Here is a 20,992-nt window from a genome sequence, read left to right as displayed (position 1 = left end):
CCACGGTGACCCGCCCAGGCGACTTCATCACCCTGCGCGCGGAAATGGATTGCTTCGTCGCCTTCTCGGCCTGTCCCCAGGATATCGTCAGCATTCAGGGGGAAGGCGACAACACGCCCAAGGACGCCGAGCTGCGCATCCTCGACGACGCCTTTCCCCACATCCCGCTCCGCGGTCCCTGGGTACCTGCGCATCTGGCAGCACGATCGGGCTGAGCCGCCAGATGCGCCGGTGTCACCTCGGGTGACGCCGGTCGCTGCCAGGTGACTCTGCCCTGGTGCCTGAGGCCGCCCTTTAACACTTGTTTACAAGCGTTCAGGAAGTTTTACACGCGGCCCTTTATCGCTCGATACCCTTGACCCCCGGCGATGATTCGCTGAATGCCGTTTTTCGCGCAGGGGGTTACCGAGGTGAAGCACGTCCTGAAGAGCATCGGCGCTATCGCCATGATATTGGGCCTGGCTGTCGTCCTTCTGGGGTGGCTGATCGATCCCTCCCTTTCCCTGCAACGTGGCATCAAGTTCGCTTCGATAAGGCGCGAATTCCTGCAGACGGACCTCTTCCTCTGGGGCGCCCTGCTGTTCGCGGTCGGGTTCAATGGCTATGCGCTGCACAGCGATCGCTGAAATAGATCTTCGACGGCCGTCACGCGCCCTCATGACCAGGCGTAGCCAGGAGCGCCGACGATTGCCTTTTCGATCGGTTCACTGCAGGGTGATCCGCCCACGCTTACCGGGACGTATGCCTTGACCCCTACCCTCCACATCGCCGCTGCCATCCTCCTGAACGAACGTCAGCAGGTGCTGCTGGTACGCAAGGGCGGTACCACCGCCTTCATGCAACCGGGCGGCAAGGTGGATCCGGGGGAGCAACCCTTGGAAGCCCTAATCCGCGAACTGCGGGAAGAACTCGGCCTGGTCATCACCGCGGAGGCTGCGACCTTTCTCGGCAATCACCAGGCGCCCGCCGCCAACGAACCCGGGTTCAGGGTCGATTGCGCGCTGTATCAGGTCGCCCTGCGCGCGGGGGACCAGGCGGTGCCTGCCGCCGAGATCGAAGAGGCGGTATGGGTCGCAGTGGACGAACCCGGCGATCTGCCGCTGGCGCCCCTGGCCCGCGATGTGATCCTTCCACTGCTGAGGCAGCAACTGCTGACCCCTTAGCACCCGGCCTCGATCTCCAGGTCAGGGATGCCAGCCGTGCCATACCAGGCCGTCTGCAGCAGCAGGCGGCCGGGCGCCGGCACGCGTCAGCCCCTGGGCAACGGCTGCCACCCCCCGGCCGTGCGCAGCTCGAGGCAGGCCGGCAGGCCATACAGACGCAGCAGGTGCAGCCAGCCGTTGCGCACTAGATCGCGCACGACGGCGTGGTTGGCGATCACCTGGTCGATCATGGCGCGCGGCGCCTCGATCACCACGTGCAGGCGTAGCGGACGGTGCATCCACTGCTGGCCGTCGTGCAGCGACTGGCGCGCCAGACCGATGCGCAGGTCGCCGCCGTTGCCTTCGAACACACCGATATGGCCGCCCACCACGTTGTGCAGCAACTTGTTGCCGCTGCCGAAGCGCAGGTTGTCGGTGGTCGAGGTGAAGTACTGCAGGTTGATCCAGTGCGCCACCACCATGGGCGCCGTCATGATCAGCTCCAGCACTTTGCCCTCCTGGTCCTGCCGCCAGTCGTAGTCGTGCAGGAAGGCGCGGCCCTCCAGGTCCACCGCGCGGGTGCGCGCCCGCGGTGCGGCGATGAAGGCGGCATTGCCGGCGAGGCCCCATTCCGGCCGGGTCTGCGCCCAGTCACGGGCCCGCCGGCGCAGCTGGCCGAGCAATCTTTCCGGCTGCGCCGGCAGCGGCGCCAGGCCCAGTTTGCCCGCCCGCTGCCGCCGCACCTCGGCGCTGGCGCTGTCCAGTGCCAGCCGCAGGCGCTGCCAGCTGGGCTGGAGCTCTGCCGGAAGCGACTCACACCCGAAGACCTGCACCTCATCCGTCGTGGTGTTGTGCAGCCCGGCCAGTACCTGGCAGTGCGGCGGCAGGTCGAGTCCGCGCACCCGCAGCCCGGCGCGCACCTGGGCATCGTTGAGCAGGCCGGCCAGCAGCCGCGCATTGATCTCGCCGCTCTGACCACAGCAGGCGCCGCAATCCAGACCCGCCGCCTGAGGGTTGTTGGCGCTCTGACTGCCATGGCCGAGCAGCACCAGCAGGGGTGGTACCGGTCCGTTCAGGCCCATGGCTTTGAGGATACGCTCGGCAAGGTCGACCCGCTGCAGCTGTGACATCTCCGGTAGCTGTGGTTGCAGCTGTTGCCGCTCATGGCGGCGCCAGGCGCTGAGTTCGGGCGAAGGCGCGCCACTGGCCAGGCCATAGGTCCGTCCCAACAGCGCCCCGGCATAGCCCAGCCCGACGCTTTCCACCAGGGTGAAGGTCGAGGCCGGCAGCCGCTCGAACAGCCGCCAGCGACCCAGCCGCGCCAGACGACCTTGACGCACCTGTGCCAATTGCCGATCCCGTACGGCATCGCCACTGCCCTCGCTGACCTGCAGTTGCGGCGCGAGCAGGCCCGGCAATTGCGGGCGCGTGGCACCGGTACCCAGCGGGGTAAAGGCGATGGGCAGCCCGAAGAAGCCGGCGAAACCGCCGGTTTCCAGGGCCGGGCAAGTCTGCTCCAGGGCGCGCCTGAGGGGCTCGGAGCGGACGTCGATACAGAAGAACAGCTTGGCCAGTGGCACCGGGGGCAAGGCCGCCGGTACGCTGTGGCACAGCGCCTGCTGCAGGTGCTCCTGCCAGGCCAGCTCGTCGGCGCGCTGCCACAGCTGCAGGGCCTGCCAATTGGCCGAAGGCATCCGCTGCAAGCCCTCCTCCCAAGCCGCCCGCCAGCACTGCCAGCGGCTATCGGCATCGCGCCGCCGATCATCCACCAGCCACTCCCAGGCCGCGCGGATGGCCAGCAACTCCAGCAGCGTGCGGTCGTCCTCTCCCTGCAGCCGGGCCTGCCAGTGCCGATAGGCGCACCAGGAGGCCCAGCCCAGGTTGCGCAGCAGCAGGCAGTCGAACCAGGCGGCCCAGTCTGATGCCGGCAGCCCCAGGTGGTCGACCGCCGCCTCCAGGGCCGCCTCGGGTAGTGCCGGCAATTCGGCGATCCGCTGGTGCAGCTCGCGACAACCGCTGAGTACGCTCAAGCCCCGGTCAGCCAGCAGGCTGGCGCGCCAGGTCTGATAGAGCCCGCCACCGTCTGACGGACGCCAATCCGCCTGTTCGTGATCGAACCAGGCCGCGCAACTCTGGCCGATCTGGTGGGTGATCAGTGCGGGCCAGCCCGGGAGCGGGATCCCTGGCTCGGCCAGATCTTCCAGCAACGGCAACCCTTGCCCGACCTCGGCGGGAGCGTCCAGCGCCTCCAGCAGCCAGGTCGGCTTGCAGGACGACCCCTGCTCGGCCAGCGCCTGCTGTAGATGACGCTCGGCGATATGCCCCTCCTGCCAGGCCTGGCGATAGTCGGCCGCTTCCAGGGTCAGGCGGCTGCCGGCACGTTGCCAGAGTTGCGCGGCCACGGCCTGCCAGGCCTGGTCGCGCCGCTCCCAAAGCGGGTTCACAGCGATCATGCGATCCAGCGGCCAGGTCGGTGCGATGCGCGCACAGGCCTGCCGGGCGGCCTCATGCAGGGCCTGGTGCTCAAGGCTGGGAAGTGTTTCGAGGACGGTCATGCGCGGTCTCCAAGGGTTGCGTTCAGCGGCTGGGGCGCACGCGCCGGCCAAAGGCGAAAGGTCAGGCGGGTGAAGTGCTCGTCCAGGTAGAAGCCGGCAAAAGCCAGGGGGTAGAGCCGTTGCGCCAGGGCGCCGTGCGGTCGGGCCAGCAGCAGGCCCTGCACCAGGTAAAGTCCGACCAGCATGACCATCGCCACCACGGTCAACGGCAGCGGCGCCGTGGCGAGGTGCTGGTCGAGCAGCCAACCGGCCGCTTGGTGCCACAGCAGGTAAGCGCCCAGTAGCAGGCCGAACATGAGCAGGCCATGGGCGGGTTGGTCGCGGCGCAGGCACCAGGGCGCCAGGCCGATTGCCAATAGCGTCAGAGCCACCAGGGGCAGCTCATGGCTGGGCAGCAGCCAGCGCCAGAGTCCTTGCAACAGGAGCAGCGCCAGCGCGGCCGTGAGTAGCGCCCGCAGCAGGCCGCCCAGTTCGAGCGTGGGTGCCGGCGGCTGCAGGGCATGCTGGCGGGCGTGGGCTACCGTCTCGCCGGCGGCGAGGAAGGCATGGGCCTTGTAGAGCGAGTGGGCCAGCAGGTGCACCAGCGCCAGTTCGTACAGTCCTAGCCCGCATTCCAGCAGCATCAGGCCCATCTGCGCGCAGGTCGACCAGGCCAGGCGGACCTTGATGCTGATCCGGGTCATCATCACCAGCGCGGCCAGGACCGCGGTCAGGCCGCCAATCAGCACCAGCAAGCTCTGCGCCGGCACTGCGGCGGAAAACAGCGGGGCGAAGCGCAGCAGCACGAAGCCGCCCAGGTTGACCACCCCGGCATGCAGCAGGGCCGAGACCGGCGTGGGCGCCTCCATCACCTGGATCAGCCAGCCATGCACCGGCAACTGCGCCGACTTGAGGATCACCGTCAGCGCCAGCAGCAGCGCCGCGCCCTGCCATTCCCAGCCGAGCGGTCCCCCCGCCTGCACCTGGGCGGTCACGGCGGTGAGGATCAGCGAAATCTGGCTGCTCCCGCCGGCCTGCACCAGCAGCAGGGTCGCCAGCAGCAGACTGATATCAGCCAGGCGGCTGGCGAGGAATTTCTTGTGGGCTGCGACGACCGCCTGGGGGCGTTCGCGGTAGAAGGTCAGCAATAGATGCAGGCACAGACTGGACAGGATCCAGGCACCTGCCACCAGCACGAGGTTGCCGCTGGTGACCACCGTGGCCACCGCCGCCAGGGTGCCCAGCAGCGCGAGCACATAGCGCCGCTGCCCGGCCTCCCCCTCCAGATAGCGCCGGGAATACTCGATGATCACCAGCGCCAGCAGGCTGATCAGTCCGGCCATCGCCAGGCCCAGGCGGTCGGGGTGCCGGGTGTCGTGGAGCGCCTGCAGCCAGGCCGCCAGCACCAGGAAGACGCCCAGATAACCCACGACCCGTGCGGGTAGCCAGAGTCGGCTGGGTGAAGCGAGGACGGCTGCGGGCAACAGCGCCAGGGCATAGACCCAGGGCAACAAGGGAGGCAGGGAAAACGGCAGGCTAGACATCGTGCACACTCCATGAACACCAGATACCGATAGTTTCAGGATGTGTACGAGTTATTTAAAATAGATTGATCAGAACCTAACGTTCACTTTTGAAGAACGAAGCATGCGCCGCCTCAATTTTCACCACCTGCACTACTTCTGGGCCGTGGCCAAGGAAGGCAACCTCACCCGCGCCGCCGAGGCGCTGCATGTCTCCCAGTCCGCCCTCTCCACCCAGATCCGCGTGCTGGAGGATCAGCTCGGCCACCCCCTGTTCATCCGCTCCGGACGCAGCCTGCGGCTGACCGAAGCCGGGCAGCTGGTGCTGGACTACGCCGAGACCATCTTCGCCCTGGGCAGCGAGTTGCAGGACACCCTGCAGAACACCCAGGAAGCCAACCAGACGCTGCGCATCGGCTCCGTGGCGACCCTCTCGCGCAACTTCCAGGAAAACCTGCTGCGCCCCTTCCTCGGTCGTGAAGACCTGGTGCTGACCCTCGAGTCCGGCAGCGTGGACGAACTGCTGGAGCGCCTGGCGCTGCACAAGCTGGACGTGGTGCTGACCAACCAGGCGGTGAGCGCCGACAGCCAGCGCACCTGGCAATGCCGCCTGCTGCATCGCCAGCCGGTGTGCCTGATCGGCCCGCCGCGCCAGGACAGTCGCCCCTTCGATCTCCACCGCGACCTGCAACAGGCCCGCCTGATCGTGCCCGGTCGCAGCAGCGACGTGCGCAGCCAGTTCGACGTCTATTGCAGCGGCCAGGGGCTGACGCCCCGCATCTGCGCGGAGGTCGACGACATGGCGTTGCTGCGCCTGCTCGCCCGCGACTCCGGCGACATGGCCCTGCTGCCCGCCGTGGTGGTCCAGGACGAACTGCGCAGCGGCGCGCTGCAGCTCTACGCCGAGGTGCCCGAAATCGCCGAGCGCTTCTATGCGGTGACCCTGCAGCGACAATTTCGACTGAGCATTCTGGAGGAGTTGCTGGGGCAGCCAGCGGTGCCGGAAGCCGTCTGATGGGCAGAGGCGCTTGAATCTGCGTCAGGAGACGCGGCCTGACTCCGCCATTGCGGTGGAGTCAGGCCGCTGTGCACCGCAGAAGCGCTAGCCGCATCAAGTGTTGAAGCCCCGCGTCACTCGCTACGCCGTTGCGCGCGCAAGCGGAGCGTCAGCCCAGGGTGACGGGCCGCGGTGCCAGCACCGCCTGCCGTTTGGTATTCGCGACCGCAGGCGCCGTTTCCGGCATCCGCAGCGCACAGAGCGTGGAAATGACGCCGAGCGAACTGAACAGCAGCGCAGGCCCCATCCAGCCCACCACCGCGAATAGCCCAGTCGCGAGGAATGGCAGCAGCCCGGCGATCATGGAGGCGCCGTTGTAGCCTAGGGAAATACCCGAAGAACGCACATTGGGCGGGAACTGCTCGGTGAACCAGCTGGCTTCGACGGCAAAGATCGGATCATGGCTAAGCAGCAGGGACAGCGCCACTGCAACGATGACCATGACGAAGATCCCACTGTTGATCAGCAGGAACAGCGGTATCCCGAACGCGATGGTGAACAGGGATCCCAGGAGAAACACCGGCTTGCGCCCGATCCGATCGCTCAAAGCACCGAACAACAAATGGCTGAGCAGGCCCAGTGCCGACCCTATCATGGTGCCCCAAAGCACGTTTTCCTTGGTCGCAACGCCTGCCAGCAGGACGTAGGAGAGCATGAAGCTGGTCGCCAGGTAATAGCCGCCGGTTTCGGCAAGGCGCAGACCGATGATTTGCAGAATCTTTCTCCAGTCGTTGCGAATCACCTCGAGCGCCGGCTGTTTGACCAGCTTGTTCTCCGCCTTCATCTTTTCGAATTCCGGGGATTCGCTGACACCCATACGGATATACATGCCCACCCCGACCATCACCACCGATGCCAGGAATGGCGCTCGCCAGACCCAGTCACCTTCGAATAGCGCCCCGGAGGCCAGGAAAGCACCGTTCGCCATCAACAGGCCCAGCGGGATACCAATCTGCGGCACAGCGCCAAAGAAGCCGCGGCGATGCGGTGGCGAGTGCTCGCAGGCCATCAGGACGGCGCCACCCCACTCGGCACCGAAGCCGATTCCCTGGATCATCCTGAGCAGGATCAGCAACAGTGGCGCGACCACGCCCGCCTGCTCGTAGGTCGGCAAGGCGCCGATCAAAACCGTGGCGCCGCCCATGGCGATGAGCGACCAGAGCAGAATGGCTTTGCGTCCGATGCGGTCTCCGTAATGGCCGGCCAGATAACCACCCAAGGGGCGCATGAAGAAGCCCACCGCCATGGTGGCGAAGGCGGCGAGGATACCGACGATGGGTTCAGTCGTATGGAAGAACACGCTACCGAACCAACCGGCGGCGGCCGTCCCGTAGATGAAGAAGTCATAGCTCTCCACCGCCGAGCCGATCATGGAGGCGAAAGACACTTTTCCGGCACTGTCCCGGGCCGGCACGGCCTTGCTATCTGAAGGGTGCATGGATAACTCCGCTACCTATTGTTGTTGTAATGAGGCAGGTGTCTGCCTCTGGTGGTGAAGCCGAGAAACTATGAATTGTCGGCGCTAGCGCCAGGTCTCGATGACGCGACTGTCATCTCGCTGACCAAGTCCCGCTGCGGCTGCTGCCTGGAAACGAGCATGGGCGGTGTCGAGCAGCGGTACCGCGGCCTGGCAGGCCTGAGCGGCCTCGGCGACCAGGCCACTGTCTTTCACGAAGATGTCCACCATGCTGGTCACACGAGTGTCCGTGCCTTCCAGCATGCGCGGGCCCCGATCGCTGAGCATCCAGGAGCCGCCTGCGCCCTTTTCGACCAACTCCAGCACCTGCTCCGGCTGCAGCCCAAGGGCGCGTGCCAAACTGAGCGCCTCGGCAGCCGCCACCAGGTGCACCGAGCACAGATGCTGGTTGACCACCTTGATGGCCTGGCCATCGCCGACCTGGACGCCGGCATTCTTGACCTCCCCCATCGCTTGCAAGACCGGCTCGCAACGGGCTACGGCCTCGGCCGCACCCGCGGCGAAGATCAGCAGGCTCCCAGTAAGGGCGCGGGCCACCCCGCCGGTGACCGGTGCATCCACGACCTGCACACCTTGCGCCAGAAGGCGGCTCGCCTGCTCGCGAACGGACGCCGGTCCCACGGTGCTCATGACAATCCAGTGCTGGCCGGCACACAGCCCACTGCACTGGCTGACCAGGGACGCCAACTGCGCCGGCGTCGCCACCATCACCACCACCACGTCGGCATCGATCAGCGCCTGCCACTCGGCGACCGCTTCCAGCCCTTCCGCTGCGGCCCGTTCCCGGGACGCCTCCGACAGCTCGATGCCGATCACACGGTGCCCGGCGTGCTGAATCTGTACCGCCATGGGCAAGCCGATGGCGCCCAGTCCTACGAAAGCTACGTTCATGCTGCCTCCTAACCCAACCAGCTTTGAATGCGGGCGACCATGGCGGTCGTGGAAATGCCGTAGCGATCGTGCAATGTGGGCAAGGCGCCGGCGTCGAGGAATTGATCCGGCAAGGCGATCTGCCGGAACTCCGGGTACACGCGGGCGCGCAACAACGTCAGCGCGACCGCCTCGCTCAAGCCACCTACGGTGCTGTGATTCTCGGCCACTATGACCAGCCGACCACTACGGCGGCATTGCTCGATGAGGGTGGCCTCGTCCAGCGGCTTGATGGTGGGTACATGCAACACCGCTACGTCGGCACTGCCATCCGCCATGGCTTCAGCGACTTCCAGCGCCCGCATGGTCATGATGCCGCTGGACACGATCAGCACATCGCGTCCGTCACGCAGCAACTTGGCCTTGCCCAGCTCGAACTGGTAGTCGTATTGGTCCAGGACCATCGGCACCTTGCCCCGCAGCAGGCGCATGTAGACCGGCCCCGGGTGAGCGGCGATGGCTGCGACCGCCTGGGTGGTATCCAGCGCATCGCAGGGATCGACCACGGTCAGACCAGGTATCGCGCGCATCAACGCAAGGTCGTCGGTGGCCTGGTGGCTCGGGCCATAACCGGTGGTGAGCCCTGGCAGAGCCGCGCAAATCTTGACGTTCAGATGTTCCTCGGCGATGACCTGATGGATGAAGTCATACGCCCGGCGGGTGGCGAACACCGCGTAGGTCGTGGCGAACGGCACCAGGCCTTCCTTCGCCAGACCGCCGGCCGCTGCCATCAGGAGCTGCTCCGCCATGCCCATCTGCAGGTAACGCTTGGGAAACTCCCGGGCGAAAATGTGCAGGTCGGTGTACTTGGAAAGATCCGCCGTCAGGCCGACGATGCGCTCATCCCGCGCAGCTGCCGCGATGAGCGCCTGTCCGAAGGGCGCCGCTTCAGTACGTTGTCCCTCGCTGGCGATAGAGGCGATCATCGCCGAGGTGGTGAGGCGTGGCTTTTTGAGAGTATCGACACCCATGTCACTGCGCTCCCTGGTGGTAGTGGCCATCGAGCACCTCGAGCGCCTGCTGCCACTCATGGGGCTCGACGCGGATGAAGTGGTTCTTTTCCCGGGCTTCGAGAAAGTCCACGCCCTTGCCCATCAGGGTGTCGAACAGGATGACCCGAGGTTTGGGCTCGGCCAGCGCCATGGCGCTATCGAACGCCGCGAGCACGGCGGCCAGATCATTGCCGTCCACGCGCTGAACGTGCCAGCCGAAAGCCTGCCATTTGTCCACCAGCGGCTCGAATCCCAGGATGTCATTGGAATCACCATCGGCCTGCTGTCTGTTCAAGTCCACCAGGGCAATGAGGTTGCTCAACCCATGGTGCGCCGCCGACATCGCGGCCTCCCAGGTCGCCCCTTCGTCGAGTTCGCCATCGGACATTGAGTTGAAGACCCACGCCGGGTTGTTCTTCAGCCGCAGTCCCAGCGCCATCCCGACGCCAATCGCCAGCCCTTGGCCAAGCGATCCACCCGAGATCTCCATGCCTGGTGTGTAGGTAGCCATTCCCGACATCGGCAGCCGACTGTCATCCGCGCCGTAGCTCTCCAGCTCACTCTCGGGAATCACCTGCGCCTCCAGCAAAGCGGCATAGAGCGCTATCGCGTAATGGCCATGGGAGAGCAGAAACCGATCCCGACCCTCCCATTCAGGATCGCTGGGGTCGAGATTCATTGCGTGGCAATAGGCGACGGCCAGGACGTCGGCCCAACCAAGGGCCTGGCCCACATAACCTTGGCCCTGGACCTCACCCATACGCAGGGCAAAACGGCGGATGCGCCAGGCGTGATAGGCCAGACGTTCGAGCGGTTCCACTGCCGGAGCGGTGGCCTCAGATCTTATTGTCATTATGAATTCCTCGATGTGCAGATCCGCTCACGACAGGTGCTTAGAATTCATCCTAAACACGGTGAGCGGCCTGAAAATCAAGCTACCATCGAGAAAACAAGACCGACAAAGGAGTTTTTAACAGCAATGGATGAATTCAACTCACGCATGAACCTGCTTAGACGTGTGCCGTTGACGACCCTCAGAGTATTCGAGGCTGCCGGTAGAACCGAGTCCTTTGCCACGGCCTCCCAGGAGCTGGGCATCACCTCCAGCGCGGTCAGTCACTCCATTCGCAAACTCGAGGAAAGCATCGACTTCACGCTGTTCGAACGCAGTACGCGCGAAGTCCGCCTCACCCCCAAGGGTCGGCTGTTGCTCGAACACGTTCAGCGCGGGCTGGGCGAGATGTACCGCGGACTTTCGCTCATTCAAGCCGATGAGCCGCCGCCGCTGCGGCTGCACACCGCGCCCAGCTTCGCGACCCAGTGGCTATTGCCGAGGCTGCCGGACTTTGTGAAGAAGTATCCTCACATCGATCTGCGCTTCTCGGCGAGTACCGACTATGCACGATTCGAGAATGACGATTTTGACCTCGACATCGTCTACGGCGAACCGCGGCAGGATTTTTGCGAACACGTGCCGCTGGCCGTCGAACACCTCACACCTCTGTGCTGCCCTGCGCTGGCCGAAGCCATCAAGGCGCCGCAGGACCTGCACCAGCACACCCTGATCCAATGCGATGTGCAGATGCTGCAATGGAAGGGCTGGTTCGAGGCCAACCACCTGCTGCCCGTTCACCACTATTCTCTACGCTTCGACCGTAGTGCCATGGCGATTGCCGCCGCGGTCAATGGCATGGGCGTGGTGCTGGAATCCACGCTGCTGGCCGAACGGGAACTGCAGGAGGGGCGCCTGGTAGCCCCCTTGCGCAGCCTGACTCACGACATCCAGTACGTCGGCCACTTTCTCGCCTACCCCAAGAGCCGGAACCGCAAAGAAGCAGCGGAAGTGTTCAAGAAATGGCTGCTGGACGAGTTGGGGGTTCGTTGATCCAGAAGGAAGGCTCGCTCAGATCGGCAAGAGCGCCGAGCAAAGAGTTTCGCTCGGCGCTGCCCCGCTACCTCACCACGCCATTGGCCTTGAACAGCCAATCGAAGGCCTGGCCAAGACTCGGCGATGCCGTGTCGATAGGCGCGTGTGCCAGCTGCGCGGATGTCCGAGCGAATACCTCCCTCACCCCAGGCAGCACCGCCACCGGTAGCTCGGCGGCCCGCAGTTGGCGTTCGGCCTCTTCCACTTCCTTGAGACGGCGCGGGGCATGCACGACATGCGTCCTAATGAGGGCGCCGAGAAAGTCTCTTAATGAGGCCTGGTCGATATCGCTCAGGGCGTCATGAAGCTTTTCCGTGACACCCTGCTTCTCGGCCGCCATGAAGCACTCGATGGTCAAGGCTTCCAGTCCCTTGGTGAACACGCTGCGTAAGATCTTCAGGGCGGCTGCATCGCCCGCGGCGCCGCTCTCGACGGGCTTGAGCGGGGCGCCGGCTTCGGCAAAGAGGACGACCGCGCGCTCCAGGCCGATACCGGCGGCCAGCAGATTGGTTTTCGCGTGCGTCAAGGCGATGGCCCCCAGGATGGCCACGTCCACATAGGGAATGGAGCGCTCGGCCGCGATGGCCGCGGCTCGCCTGATCTGCTCCGGATCCGCGGTGGTCATGTCGATGAACAGCGCACCCGTCCGCATAAGGGCGAGCGCCTGCTCGGCGACTGGCAGCGAGACAGTGCCGAATACGCAGGAGACGACGACATCGCAATCGGCTACCCCATCCTCCATCGAGGTGACGAGAGCCACGTCATGCTCTTTCGCGAAGGCCTGGGCCCTGGGTGAAGGCTTGAGGTCACACAAGAGGATTTCGTGGCCTGCTGCCGCCCAGGGGTGCGCGTAGGTAAGGCCCACTTCGCCTGCGCCGATAATCGCTAGTTTCATTTGCTTGTTCCGTAATCAGTGGGCCGCGTAGGCGCCCCGGTAGGTTCCCGCGGCAATCTGCGCGAGCATTTCCGCTTCCTTGCGCTCGGTCGCCAGGCAACGGTCGAGCAGCTCCGCCGCCTGGGCCAGGGGAAAGGCGACGATGCCGTCATGGTCACCCACGACGAGGTCTCCTGGTGAAACGATCATGTCGCCAATGCTCACCGGCACGTTGATCTCCCCCGGACCGTTCTTGTAGGGGCCACGGTGATAGCCCCCGCGAGCGAAGATGGGGAAGCTGCCCTTGCTGATCGTCGCCAGGTCGCGAATCGCCCCATCGACGACGACGCCCGCGGCACCGCGTTTTTCCGCGATAGCCGCCATGATGTCGCCCATCAGGGCGCGACTCAGGTCGCCACCGCCATCGACCACCAGCACCTGGCCGGGGACGAGGAGCTCCAGCGCCTGGTGGATCGCCCGGTTGTCGCCGGCGGGTACTTTGACGGTGAGCGCAAGGCCGGCCATGGTGCCTTCGATCCGATGGAAGGGCCGCAGCGGAGCGCCTGGAAGCCGGTCGAGACAGTCGCTGATGATCGAGGTGGAGGTACGGGCGAAGGCTTCGACCAGCGAGGTCGGACTGGAAGCGTTGACGTTCATAAGGGCTCCTCTTGTTGGATAACGTCGAGGATAGGCCAGTGGCCAAATAGAAAAAGCGATATTAAGGTATGGCCATTCATGCCCTGGAGGAATGCCCTTGGTCACACTACGCCAGTTGCTGGCGCTGCACTGGATCGAACGTCTGGGTACCTTCGAAAGGGCCGCCGAGCATCTCAACACCACCCAGTCAGCCATCTCGAAACGGGTGCAGGAGCTGGAGTCCTCCACCGGCCTGCAGCTGTTCGATCGCTCGCAGCGGGGTGCCCGCTTCACCGCCGAGGGCGAGGAGCTGCTGGTCATTGCGCGCGAGATGCTCGATCTGAACGAGCGCATCACCTCGCTCAAGGACGGCAAGCACGTCACCACCCGCCGTCTGCGACTGGGCGTTACCGAACTTACTGCCTGGACCTGGCTACCGCGCCTGGTCACGCGCCTGGTTGCCGACTTCCCCGGGCTTACCGTGGAGCCGGAAGTCGACATGAGTCGCAATCTGCACGAGCGGCTGATGGACGATCTGGTCGACCTCATCGTGATACCGGACACCTTCACGGCGCCCGAGGTCACCAGCGTACCCCTCGCCACCGTGGAGAATGCCTGGATGGCCGCGCCGGGACTGGTCCGGAGTTCAGGCGTGGTGGGCCTGGCCGAGCTGGCCAAGTATCCCATGCTGATGCAGGGCAAGAAGTCAGGATCTGGCCTGTTCGTAAATCGCTGGCTGCATGCACGCGGAATAGAGCTGCCCAGGATCCTCTCCTCCGACAGCCTCACCGCCATGCTCGGTCTGGCCTCGGCGGGCCTGGGCGTCACCTACCTGCCACGCGAATGTTTCCGCCCGCTGGTGGACGAAGGCAAACTCGTCATCGTCGAGACCGATCCCGAGCTGCCACCGGTTCCCTACATGGCGATGTACCGCAATGATCGGCCCTCGACCTTCGTCGCCGAGATCGCCACGCTGGCGACGCAACTCTGCGACTTCACGAAACAGTTGCAGCGTTAGCCCGCTATCGCCAGACCGTCCTGCGGCTACCAGAGCGACAGCGCAGCAGACGGCCGTGATCCTGGACCAAGGTTCCGCCCCCTAGCCAGCAGAGGCCTCGACCGGCGCGGTAGCCGGTTCGGAAATGGTCAACACGAAGGCCAGGGCGGCCAGGGAGCAGACGCCGAGGAAGATGAACACCGCCGTCCAGCTGTAGCTATCCAGCAGGAAGCCGGTGATCAGCGGCGCCATGGCGCCCCCCGCCTGGCCCGCGCTGTTGACCACGGATGCAGCCACCGGATAGGTCGTTCTGGTCGTCAGTCCCATCGAATAGACCGAGAACGACGAGTAGCCGATGTTGAGCAGAAAGCCGGTACCGAACAGCAACAGACTGACCGCGAGCAGCCCATTGGGTGCGTAAACCAGAGCGACCATCATCACGCAGGTCGCTACCGCGCTGATCATCATGGTCGGTTTGCGACGGCGGTCCAGGATTCGATCCGACAGCCAGCCGCCGACGATATTGCCGAGCACCCCGCCAACAAAGGGCAAGGACGCCACGAAGCCGACCTGCATCAGTTCGAAGTGCTTTACCTCGCCCAGGTACTTGGGGAGCCAGGCCAGGAGCACGTTCACTACTCCGGTCATCAGCAGGTAGCCCAATCCACAGCCCCAGATGTTCCAGGACCTGAACACGGAGCGTGACGTATCGAGGAGGGGGGTGCGCTCATAGCGCAGCGCGCGGTCGAGCCTGTCGAAATCCCGGTGCTTACGGACCGACTCGCTGTGCGCGGTCGTCTGGTCTTCGATGTGTTCGGCTTCGGCGTCACTCACCTGCTTGCAGGCTCTCGGATCATTGGGGACGAGCCACCACCACAGCAAGGCGAGCAGCACGCCTGGCAGGGCGAAGGCGATGAACATGGTGCGCCAGCCATCGAGCAGAATCAGCGCTGCCCCCAATGGCGGTGCTATCACCGCGCCCATCTTGGCGGCGGACAGGAAGGCGCCGGTAGCCGTGCCCTTTTCCCGCGGCGGAAACCAGCGGTTGATGGTGCTCAACATCGACAGGGGCAAGGCGGCTTCTGCGACGCCCAGCGCCGAGCGATAGATCTTGAGCATACCGATGCTGTGGGAGGTGCCGATCAGCAGCGTCACGAGCGACGTCAGGCCAATCGCCGCGGGGGCGACCACGCGCACGCTGACCTTACTCAGCAGAAAGCCCGCCGGTATCTGACCGAGCGAGTAGAACAGGAAGAAGGCACTGACCAGCAGACCCACCTCGGCATTGGTCGCGCCGAACTCCTTCTGGATATAGGGCAAGGCGATCCCGATATTGGCCCGATCGGCTGCAGCGAGCATGTACACGACCACGATGACCGCCAGTACCACCCAGCGATAGCGGGTCCTGGACCGCGTCTGTAGCGCTGCCCGTTCCGCCACTGCCGGTGCCGGTGCCGGCTTTGAAGCCAGGGATTCGGTCATGAGTCCTCCGATTTTTATGGTTATTAAAGGTGACGGAGGTTTTACGACGGCCCATTAATGGAAAAAAGCGATAAAGAGGCACAGGCATTCATTCCCCTTAGGAATGAGCAGCGCCCCCAGTCGGCGGGATAGCGATGCTTAAGCCCTTGGCAGCCGGCTTGCGGGTCGCGATCACTGCACTCCCCGGGCAGGAATAAGGGTCGGAAACACGGATGACTGTCGGTCAGCCGGCGGGTCTGTGAATCCTCCCCCCCGGTTGATGGACTGGCCCAACCACCCAGCACCCCAGGCGTGCCCTCCTCCCCCTCGCCCGCTACAATGCGCGCCTTGCCGTGCCACGCCTGATCGAGAAGAAACGCCATGTCCCTGCCCAAGCACCATCTGGAATTGCTCAGCCCTGCCCGCGATGTCGGTATCGCCCGGGAGGCCATCCTGCATGGGGCCGATGCCATCTACATCGGCGGGCCGAGCTTTGGTGCGCGGCACAATGCCTGCAACGAGGTCAGCGAGATCGCCGAGCTGGTGAAATTCGCCCGCCGCTACCATGCGCGGGTGTTCACCACGATCAACACCATCCTGCACGACGACGAGCTGGAGCCGGCGCGCACGCTGATCCACCAGCTGTACGACGCGGGCGTGGATGCGCTGATCGTGCAGGACCTGGGCGTGCTGGAACTGGACATCCCGCCGATCGAGCTGCATGCCAGCACCCAGACCGACATCCGCACCCTGGCGCGGGCCAAGTTTCTCGACCAGGCCGGCTTCTCCCAGCTGGTGCTGGCGCGCGAGCTGAATCTGCAGGAGATTTCGGCCATCGCCGCCGAGACCGACGCGGCCATCGAATTCTTCATCCATGGCGCCCTGTGCGTGGCCTTCTCCGGCCAGTGCAACATCTCCCACGCCCAGACCGGTCGCAGCGCCAACCGCGGCGACTGCTCCCAGGCCTGCCGCCTGCCCTACACCCTGAAGGATGACCAGGGTCGGGTGGTGGCCTTCGAGAAGCACCTGCTGTCGATGAAGGACAACAACCAGAGCGCCAACCTGCGCGCCCTGGTCGAGGCCGGCGTGCGCTCCTTCAAGATCGAGGGCCGCTACAAGGACATGGGCTATGTGAAGAACATCACCGCCTACTACCGCCAGCTGCTCGACGAGATCCTAGAAGACCGCACCGACCTGGCGCGCGCCTCCAGCGGTCGCACGGCGCACTTCTTCGTGCCCGATCCGGACAAGACCTTCCACCGCGGCAGCACCGACTATTTCGTCACCGACCGCAAGGTGGACATCGGCGCCTTCGACTCGCCGACCTTTACCGGTCTGCCAGTGGGTCAGGTGGAAAAGGTCGGCAAGCGCGACTTCATTGCCGTCACCGAGGAGCCGCTGTCCAACGGCGACGGCCTCAATGTGCTGGTCAAGCGCGAGGTGGTGGGCTTTCGCGCCAACGTCGCCGAGCTCAAGGGCGAATTCGAGGAGGACGGCCAGAAGCGCTATCGCTATCGCGTCGAACCCAACGAGATGCCCGAGGGGCTGTTCCGCCTGCGCCCGAATCATCCGCTGTCGCGCAACCTGGACCACAACTGGCAGCAGGCCCTGCTCAAGACCAGCGCCGAGCGCCGCATCGGCGTGCACTGGCTGGCCGAGCTGCGCGAGCAGCGGCTAGAGCTGACCGTCACCAGCGAAGAAGGCGTCAGTGTCTCGGTTGCCCTAGACGGTCCCTTCGGTGTGGCCAACAAGCCGGAGCAGGCGCTGGATGGCCTGCGCGATCTGCTGACCCAGTTGGGCACCACCGAATACCACGCCCTGGACGTGAGCCTGGATGCACCCCAGGCCTTCTTCGTGCCCAATTCGCAACTGAAGGCGCTGCGCCGCGAAGCTATCGAGCGGCTGACCGCCGCCCGCGTCGCCGCCCACCCGCGCGGCAGCCGCAAGGCCGAGAGCTGTCCCCCGCCGGTGTATCCCGAGTCGCACCTGTCGTTTCTCTACAACGTCTACAACCAGAAGGCCCGCGACTTCTATCATCGCCATGGCGTACAACTGATCGACGCGGCCTACGAGGCCCATGAAGAGCCTGGCGAGGTGCCGGTGATGATCACCAAGCACTGCCTGCGCTTCTCCTTCAACCTCTGTCCCAAGCAGGCCAAGGGCGTCACCGGCGTGCGCACCAAGGTCGCGCCGATGCAACTGGTCCACGGCGACGAGGTGCTGACCCTGAAATTCGACTGCAAGCCCTGCGAGATGCACGTGGTGGGCAAGATGAAGGGCCACATCCTCGACCTGCCGCTGCCGGGCAGCCAGGCCGCGGCCAAGGCGCTCGCCAGCATCAGCCCGGAAGACCTGCTCAAGACCATCCGCAACAAGCCGACCGGGTACAGTCACTGAGCCCTGAGGGCATGACGTCGCTGCTGGCTAGCCAGCAGCGATCCGCCGGCCCGATTCGCTAGCGCTCGGCTGCCGCGGGTGTCTGCCGCGCCAGTCCGTTGTAGGCGTCGAGCATCCGCCCACACCAGGCCGTAATGGGGTCGTCCTGGGCCAGCAAGGGTTGGGTGCTGACGATCCGCGCCCACTGAAAGGCGCCGAAGACGATGTGATCGGCATAGGCCGGGGCTTCACCCGCCAGGTAATCCTGCAGGGCCAGGGTGCTGCGCAGGGGCTTCAGGACTTCGCGGAAGGCCTGCAACGAAGTCTCGCGCTGCCCAGCCAGGGCCTCCAGCGAGACGCCAAACGCCGCTTCGCGGGTCCGCTTGAAATAGTCTTGGTCGGCTTCATCCAGCACCGCATGGACGTCGGGCAGGATCACCCGCGCCAGCGCCGGATGCACACTGTCCGCGACCCATTGGTTGATGAAGCGCGTCGTGGCCTTGAGCGAAGCATCGCCCAGCAGCGAGGGCCGCTCGGGGTATTGGCGATCCAGGTACTCGGCGATGGCCCAGCTGTCGCTCACCCACTGCTCGCCATCCACCAGCACCGGCACCTTGCCCTGCCCCGAAGCGGCGATGGCCTCCTTCTCGTGAAAGCGCCAGGCAATGGTCTCGACCGGCAGCCCCTTGTGCGCCAGCGCCAGGCGTATGCGCCAGCAATAGGGGCTGAAGCGGCAGCTGTCGTCGGCACCGGTCAGTTCGTACAGGCGTAGCGGAAGGCTCATCAGGATGTCTTCTCTTGGTTAACCAATGGGGATTCACGGGTGACGGTCGGGTCGCGCACAGCCACCGATCAGGTCTTCTGGGACAGCGGCAAACGGCTATAAGCACCCGACCGCTTGCGCTTTCTTTGGTCCGCCATGGCGAAGGTCGCTAGCCCGGCGACGCTCGGGGGAACCTGCTCACAGACCGAGCCCCCACCTCGCCTATCGGCTACAGTTCAGCCAACCCTTTGGCTGCCGCGAACGCCAGCCGCCGGAAGACCCGCGCGAGAAGGCGCGCAAAGCACCTCGAACCAGGAGTCGCACATGGAGCAGGACAACCCCGCGCAGGACTACCTCAGCTCGCTGGAGGCGCTGGAAAGCCTCTACGGCGAGGTCGCGGCACCCTCGATCCTCAAGGAGATCGATCACATCCACCCCGTTTACCAGCCCTTCATCGAAGCCGCGTCCTTCGTGGTCCTGGCCTCCTCGGGGCCTCAGGGACTGGATGCCTCGCCGCGCGGCGATGCGCCGGGCTTCGTGCATGTCGAGGATGCCAGGACGCTCTACCTGCCGGATCGCCGGGGCAACAATCGCCTGGATACGCTGCGCAATGTCCTCCAGGATCCCCGGGTGGCGCTGCTGTTCCTGATCCCCGGTATCGGCGAAACCCTGCGCATCAACGGCACCGCCCGGATAGCGGTCGATCCGGCCTTGCTGGCCCGCTTCGAGGTCAAGGGTCAGCGCCCGCGGACCGTACTGGAAGTCACGGTCACCAGCGTCTACTTTCAGTGCAGCCGCGCGGTGATCCGGGCCGGCCTGTGGGATCCCTCCAGGCACCTTGCGCGCAGCGCGCTGCCCTCTCCCGGCACCATCCTCAAGCAGCTCTGCCCGACGCAGGTGGACGGCGACGCCTACGACCAGGCCTTGCCGCAGCGGATCGCCAGCACGCTCTACTAGGGCTGCCCGGCCCTGCCTCCAGCCCCCATAAAGGACTCGCCATGACCTTCACCGATATCCTCGTTCCCACCTATACGAATCTGCTCGGCGCCCTGTCGGCCTGGCTCGGCAAGGCCGAGACCCAACGGCCGGACGGTGCCGCCGAGGCCCTGCTGGTCGCCCGCCTGGCGCCCGACATGTTCCCGCTCGCCACCCAGATCCGCTTCGCCTGCGTCCAGGCCCAGGAAGGGATGTTGCGACTGCACGACCAGGCCTTTCCGCCCGAACTGACGGACCTGCTCAACGAAGGCCGCAACGCCGCCGAACAACCGGGCACCCTCGCCCAGGCGCAGGCCCGCATCCGCGAAACCCTGGACCGGGTACAGGCCATCGCCGGCGAAGGGTCGCCCATCAAGGAGGGCGCGCCGGTCGCTCACGAACTGCCCCAGGGCCTGGTGTTCGACTTCACCGCCGAACAGTACGTCCGCGACTGGGCGCTGCCGCAGTTCTACTTTCACGTGATGACCGCCTACGCCATCCTCCGCGCTCAGGGCGTCGAGCTGGGCAAGGCCGACTACGTCGCCCATGTACTGCCATTCCTGAGGCCCGGCGCGTCCTCCTAGTTGCCAGGCGGTCAGCGCCCGGAGCCGGGTCTCCCGGATCCGAGAGGGCCTGCCAGAGCCCTGGTCGTCAGCCTTGGCGATCAGCTGACCGCCAGGTGTGGCCTGAGCTTCAGGGCCGCGTACTGCAGCAGCATGATGGTCTTGCCGTCACGAATGGTCCCGGCATCGATCATCGCCAGCGCCTCGTCCAGGTCCACCTCGAGCACGGCGATGTCCTCGCCTTCCGCGACATTGCCACCCCCGGCCGACTTGCGATCGCCTGGCGCGTATTCGCCGACGAAGAAATGCAGCCGCTCGGTCACCGAGCCGGGGCTCATGAAGGCATCGAACACCTGCCGCACTTCCCGCACCTGAAAGCCCGTCTCCTCCTCGACCTCGGCACGGATGCGCACCTCGGGCTCGGCCGCGTCCAGCAGGCCGGCGGGCGCCTCGATCAGCAGGTCGTCGTGCCCGTTCACGAAGGCCGGATAACGCAGCTGGCGCGTCAGCACCACGGTGCGCCGCCGGGGATCGTAGAGCAGGATGGTCGCGCCATTGCCGCGATCGTAGGTCTCTCGCGATTGCCGCTGCCAGGTGCCATCACTGCGCAGGAAGGCGAAGGTGGTCTTCTTCAGGACGAACCAGTCGTCAGACAACACCTCGACCTCTTCGACACGAATACGCGGGGCGATGCTCATGGGCGATCCTCTGGGTTGGCGAACGGTGTTTACCGCTCTGGGCCTTCGCGCTAGAATTCGTGTAGTT

General features: G+C 65.3%; 20 protein-coding genes. 9 read left to right on the top strand and 11 right to left on the bottom strand.

All coding sequences use genetic code 11. The features are described from left to right. Positions 1 to 5 precede the first annotated feature (5 nt). The 3 genes from POR01S_RS02905 (at position 6) to POR01S_RS02895 (ending at position 1,163) form a co-directional block, all read left to right on the top strand. The gene (locus tag POR01S_RS02905) at positions 6 to 215 is read left to right on the top strand and encodes a hypothetical protein (protein WP_042133627.1); all 210 of its coding nucleotides are present in this window, start codon (positions 6 to 8) and stop codon (positions 213 to 215) included. A 165-nt stretch (positions 216 to 380) separates the two neighbouring features. Next, entirely contained in the window at positions 381 to 626 is a 246-nt protein-coding gene (locus POR01S_RS02900; RefSeq protein ID WP_222932021.1) for a hypothetical protein, read from the top strand. A 120-nt stretch (positions 627 to 746) separates the two neighbouring features. Beyond that, positions 747 to 1,163, top strand: a complete 417-nt coding sequence (locus POR01S_RS02895) for an NUDIX hydrolase (RefSeq protein WP_042133625.1) — start codon at positions 747 to 749, stop codon at positions 1,161 to 1,163. Positions 1,164 to 1,249: 86 nt separating this feature from the next. On the opposite strand, the gene POR01S_RS02890 is transcribed toward POR01S_RS02895, so the two are convergent. Both POR01S_RS02890 and POR01S_RS02885 read right to left on the bottom strand, forming a co-directional pair. Beyond that, complete coding sequence (locus POR01S_RS02890) at positions 1,250 to 3,697, bottom strand: YbcC family protein (protein ID WP_042133624.1); 2,448 nt, start codon at positions 3,695 to 3,697, stop codon at positions 1,250 to 1,252. Then, on the bottom strand, positions 3,694 to 5,220 hold the full coding sequence (locus tag POR01S_RS02885) for an NADH-quinone oxidoreductase subunit L (protein WP_169853330.1): 1,527 nt from the start codon (positions 5,218 to 5,220) through the stop codon (positions 3,694 to 3,696). Before POR01S_RS02885 ends, POR01S_RS02890 begins: the two co-directional genes overlap by 4 nt. Positions 5,221 to 5,323: 103 nt before the next feature. Here POR01S_RS02885 and POR01S_RS02880 point away from each other — a divergent pair, with 103 nt between their 5' ends. Continuing rightward, positions 5,324 to 6,214 carry a LysR family transcriptional regulator gene (locus tag POR01S_RS02880; RefSeq protein ID WP_042133622.1) on the top strand — a complete coding sequence of 297 codons (891 nt, stop codon included), beginning with the start codon at positions 5,324 to 5,326 and terminating at the stop codon, positions 6,212 to 6,214. 151 nt (positions 6,215 to 6,365) lie between these two features. Here the strand turns inward: POR01S_RS02880 and POR01S_RS02875 are convergent, their stop codons facing one another. The 4 genes from POR01S_RS02875 to POR01S_RS02860 form a co-directional block, all read right to left on the bottom strand. Continuing rightward, the gene (locus POR01S_RS02875; protein WP_081347897.1) at positions 6,366 to 7,694 is read right to left on the bottom strand and encodes an MFS transporter; all 1,329 of its coding nucleotides are present in this window, start codon (positions 7,692 to 7,694) and stop codon (positions 6,366 to 6,368) included. 84 nt (positions 7,695 to 7,778) lie between these two features. After that, positions 7,779 to 8,624 (bottom strand): NAD(P)-dependent oxidoreductase, encoded by an 846-nt coding sequence (locus POR01S_RS02870; RefSeq protein WP_042133620.1) that lies wholly within the window; start codon positions 8,622 to 8,624, stop codon positions 7,779 to 7,781. An 8-nt stretch (positions 8,625 to 8,632) separates the two neighbouring features. Further along, positions 8,633 to 9,634: a transketolase family protein gene (locus POR01S_RS02865; protein WP_042133618.1), complete on the bottom strand. Its 1,002-nt coding sequence runs from the start codon at positions 9,632 to 9,634 to the stop codon at positions 8,633 to 8,635. 1 nt (position 9,635) lies between these two features. Next, on the bottom strand, positions 9,636 to 10,508 hold the full coding sequence (locus POR01S_RS02860; RefSeq protein ID WP_042133616.1) for a transketolase: 873 nt from the start codon (positions 10,506 to 10,508) through the stop codon (positions 9,636 to 9,638). 126 nt (positions 10,509 to 10,634) lie between these two features. Between POR01S_RS02860 and POR01S_RS02855 the strand changes: the two genes are divergently transcribed. Continuing rightward, a complete protein-coding gene (locus POR01S_RS02855; RefSeq protein WP_223855447.1) occupies positions 10,635 to 11,540 on the top strand; it encodes a LysR substrate-binding domain-containing protein in 906 nt (301 codons plus the stop codon). A gap of 67 nt (positions 11,541 to 11,607) precedes the next feature. Here the strand turns inward: POR01S_RS02855 and POR01S_RS02850 are convergent, their stop codons facing one another. Then, positions 11,608 to 12,477, bottom strand: a complete 870-nt coding sequence (locus tag POR01S_RS02850) for an NAD(P)-binding domain-containing protein (RefSeq protein ID WP_042133614.1) — start codon at positions 12,475 to 12,477, stop codon at positions 11,608 to 11,610. A 15-nt stretch (positions 12,478 to 12,492) separates the two neighbouring features. Then, on the bottom strand, positions 12,493 to 13,113 hold the full coding sequence (locus POR01S_RS02845; protein WP_027599711.1) for an RraA family protein: 621 nt from the start codon (positions 13,111 to 13,113) through the stop codon (positions 12,493 to 12,495). Positions 13,114 to 13,210: 97 nt separating this feature from the next. Between POR01S_RS02845 and POR01S_RS02840 the strand changes: the two genes are divergently transcribed. Then, a complete protein-coding gene (locus POR01S_RS02840; protein ID WP_027602003.1) occupies positions 13,211 to 14,110 on the top strand; it encodes a LysR family transcriptional regulator in 900 nt (299 codons plus the stop codon). 81 nt (positions 14,111 to 14,191) lie between these two features. Here the strand turns inward: POR01S_RS02840 and POR01S_RS02835 are convergent, their stop codons facing one another. Beyond that, a complete protein-coding gene (locus POR01S_RS02835; RefSeq protein WP_156045003.1) occupies positions 14,192 to 15,571 on the bottom strand; it encodes an MFS transporter in 1,380 nt (459 codons plus the stop codon). 360 nt (positions 15,572 to 15,931) lie between these two features. Between POR01S_RS02835 and POR01S_RS02830 the strand changes: the two genes are divergently transcribed. Then, entirely contained in the window at positions 15,932 to 17,947 is a 2,016-nt protein-coding gene (locus POR01S_RS02830; protein ID WP_042133612.1) for a peptidase U32 family protein, read from the top strand. A gap of 58 nt (positions 17,948 to 18,005) precedes the next feature. Here the strand turns inward: POR01S_RS02830 and POR01S_RS02825 are convergent, their stop codons facing one another. Beyond that, a complete protein-coding gene (locus POR01S_RS02825; RefSeq protein ID WP_042133610.1) occupies positions 18,006 to 18,710 on the bottom strand; it encodes a glutathione S-transferase family protein in 705 nt (234 codons plus the stop codon). Positions 18,711 to 19,013: 303 nt separating this feature from the next. Here POR01S_RS02825 and POR01S_RS02820 point away from each other — a divergent pair, with 303 nt between their 5' ends. After that, complete coding sequence (locus POR01S_RS02820) at positions 19,014 to 19,646, top strand: pyridoxamine 5'-phosphate oxidase family protein (RefSeq protein ID WP_027602000.1); 633 nt, start codon at positions 19,014 to 19,016, stop codon at positions 19,644 to 19,646. Between the two features lie 41 nt (positions 19,647 to 19,687). Then, the gene (locus POR01S_RS02815) at positions 19,688 to 20,248 is read left to right on the top strand and encodes a DUF1993 domain-containing protein (RefSeq protein WP_007158734.1); all 561 of its coding nucleotides are present in this window, start codon (positions 19,688 to 19,690) and stop codon (positions 20,246 to 20,248) included. A gap of 80 nt (positions 20,249 to 20,328) precedes the next feature. Here the strand turns inward: POR01S_RS02815 and POR01S_RS02810 are convergent, their stop codons facing one another. After that, positions 20,329 to 20,925: an NUDIX domain-containing protein gene (locus POR01S_RS02810; RefSeq protein ID WP_027599718.1), complete on the bottom strand. Its 597-nt coding sequence runs from the start codon at positions 20,923 to 20,925 to the stop codon at positions 20,329 to 20,331. Positions 20,926 to 20,992: the final 67 nt, after the last annotated feature.

The organism is Pseudomonas oryzihabitans NBRC 102199 (assembly GCF_000730625.1).
GTDB lineage: Bacteria > Pseudomonadota > Gammaproteobacteria > Pseudomonadales > Pseudomonadaceae > Chryseomonas > Chryseomonas oryzihabitans.
Note: the sequence above shows the minus strand (reverse complement) of the source record. Positions and strands in the feature narration are given on the sequence as shown.

Bases quoted from the DNA above. Each gene is read 5' to 3' on its own strand.
- POR01S_RS02825 (WP_042133610.1), bottom strand. From the start codon at position 18,710: ATGAGCCTTCCGCTACGCCTGTACGAACTGACCGGTGCCGACGACAGC.
- POR01S_RS02815 (WP_007158734.1), top strand. From the start codon at position 19,688: ATGACCTTCACCGATATCCTCGTTCCCACCTATACGAATCTGCTCGGC.
- POR01S_RS02845 (WP_027599711.1), bottom strand. From the start codon at position 13,113: ATGAACGTCAACGCTTCCAGTCCGACCTCGCTGGTCGAAGCCTTCGCC.
- POR01S_RS02870 (WP_042133620.1), bottom strand. From the start codon at position 8,624: ATGAACGTAGCTTTCGTAGGACTGGGCGCCATCGGCTTGCCCATGGCG.
- POR01S_RS02860 (WP_042133616.1), bottom strand. From the start codon at position 10,508: ATGACAATAAGATCTGAGGCCACCGCTCCGGCAGTGGAACCGCTCGAA.
- POR01S_RS02855 (WP_223855447.1), top strand. From the start codon at position 10,635: ATGGATGAATTCAACTCACGCATGAACCTGCTTAGACGTGTGCCGTTG.
- POR01S_RS02850 (WP_042133614.1), bottom strand. From the start codon at position 12,477: ATGAAACTAGCGATTATCGGCGCAGGCGAAGTGGGCCTTACCTACGCG.
- POR01S_RS02900 (WP_222932021.1), top strand. From the start codon at position 381: ATGCCGTTTTTCGCGCAGGGGGTTACCGAGGTGAAGCACGTCCTGAAG.
- POR01S_RS02890 (WP_042133624.1), bottom strand. From the start codon at position 3,697: ATGACCGTCCTCGAAACACTTCCCAGCCTTGAGCACCAGGCCCTGCAT.
- POR01S_RS02820 (WP_027602000.1), top strand. From the start codon at position 19,014: ATGGAGCAGGACAACCCCGCGCAGGACTACCTCAGCTCGCTGGAGGCG.
- POR01S_RS02835 (WP_156045003.1), bottom strand. From the start codon at position 15,571: ATGACCGAATCCCTGGCTTCAAAGCCGGCACCGGCACCGGCAGTGGCG.
- POR01S_RS02810 (WP_027599718.1), bottom strand. From the start codon at position 20,925: ATGAGCATCGCCCCGCGTATTCGTGTCGAAGAGGTCGAGGTGTTGTCT.
- POR01S_RS02885 (WP_169853330.1), bottom strand. From the start codon at position 5,220: ATGTCTAGCCTGCCGTTTTCCCTGCCTCCCTTGTTGCCCTGGGTCTAT.
- POR01S_RS02865 (WP_042133618.1), bottom strand. From the start codon at position 9,634: ATGGGTGTCGATACTCTCAAAAAGCCACGCCTCACCACCTCGGCGATG.
- POR01S_RS02830 (WP_042133612.1), top strand. From the start codon at position 15,932: ATGTCCCTGCCCAAGCACCATCTGGAATTGCTCAGCCCTGCCCGCGAT.
- POR01S_RS02880 (WP_042133622.1), top strand. From the start codon at position 5,324: ATGCGCCGCCTCAATTTTCACCACCTGCACTACTTCTGGGCCGTGGCC.
- POR01S_RS02875 (WP_081347897.1), bottom strand. From the start codon at position 7,694: ATGCACCCTTCAGATAGCAAGGCCGTGCCGGCCCGGGACAGTGCCGGA.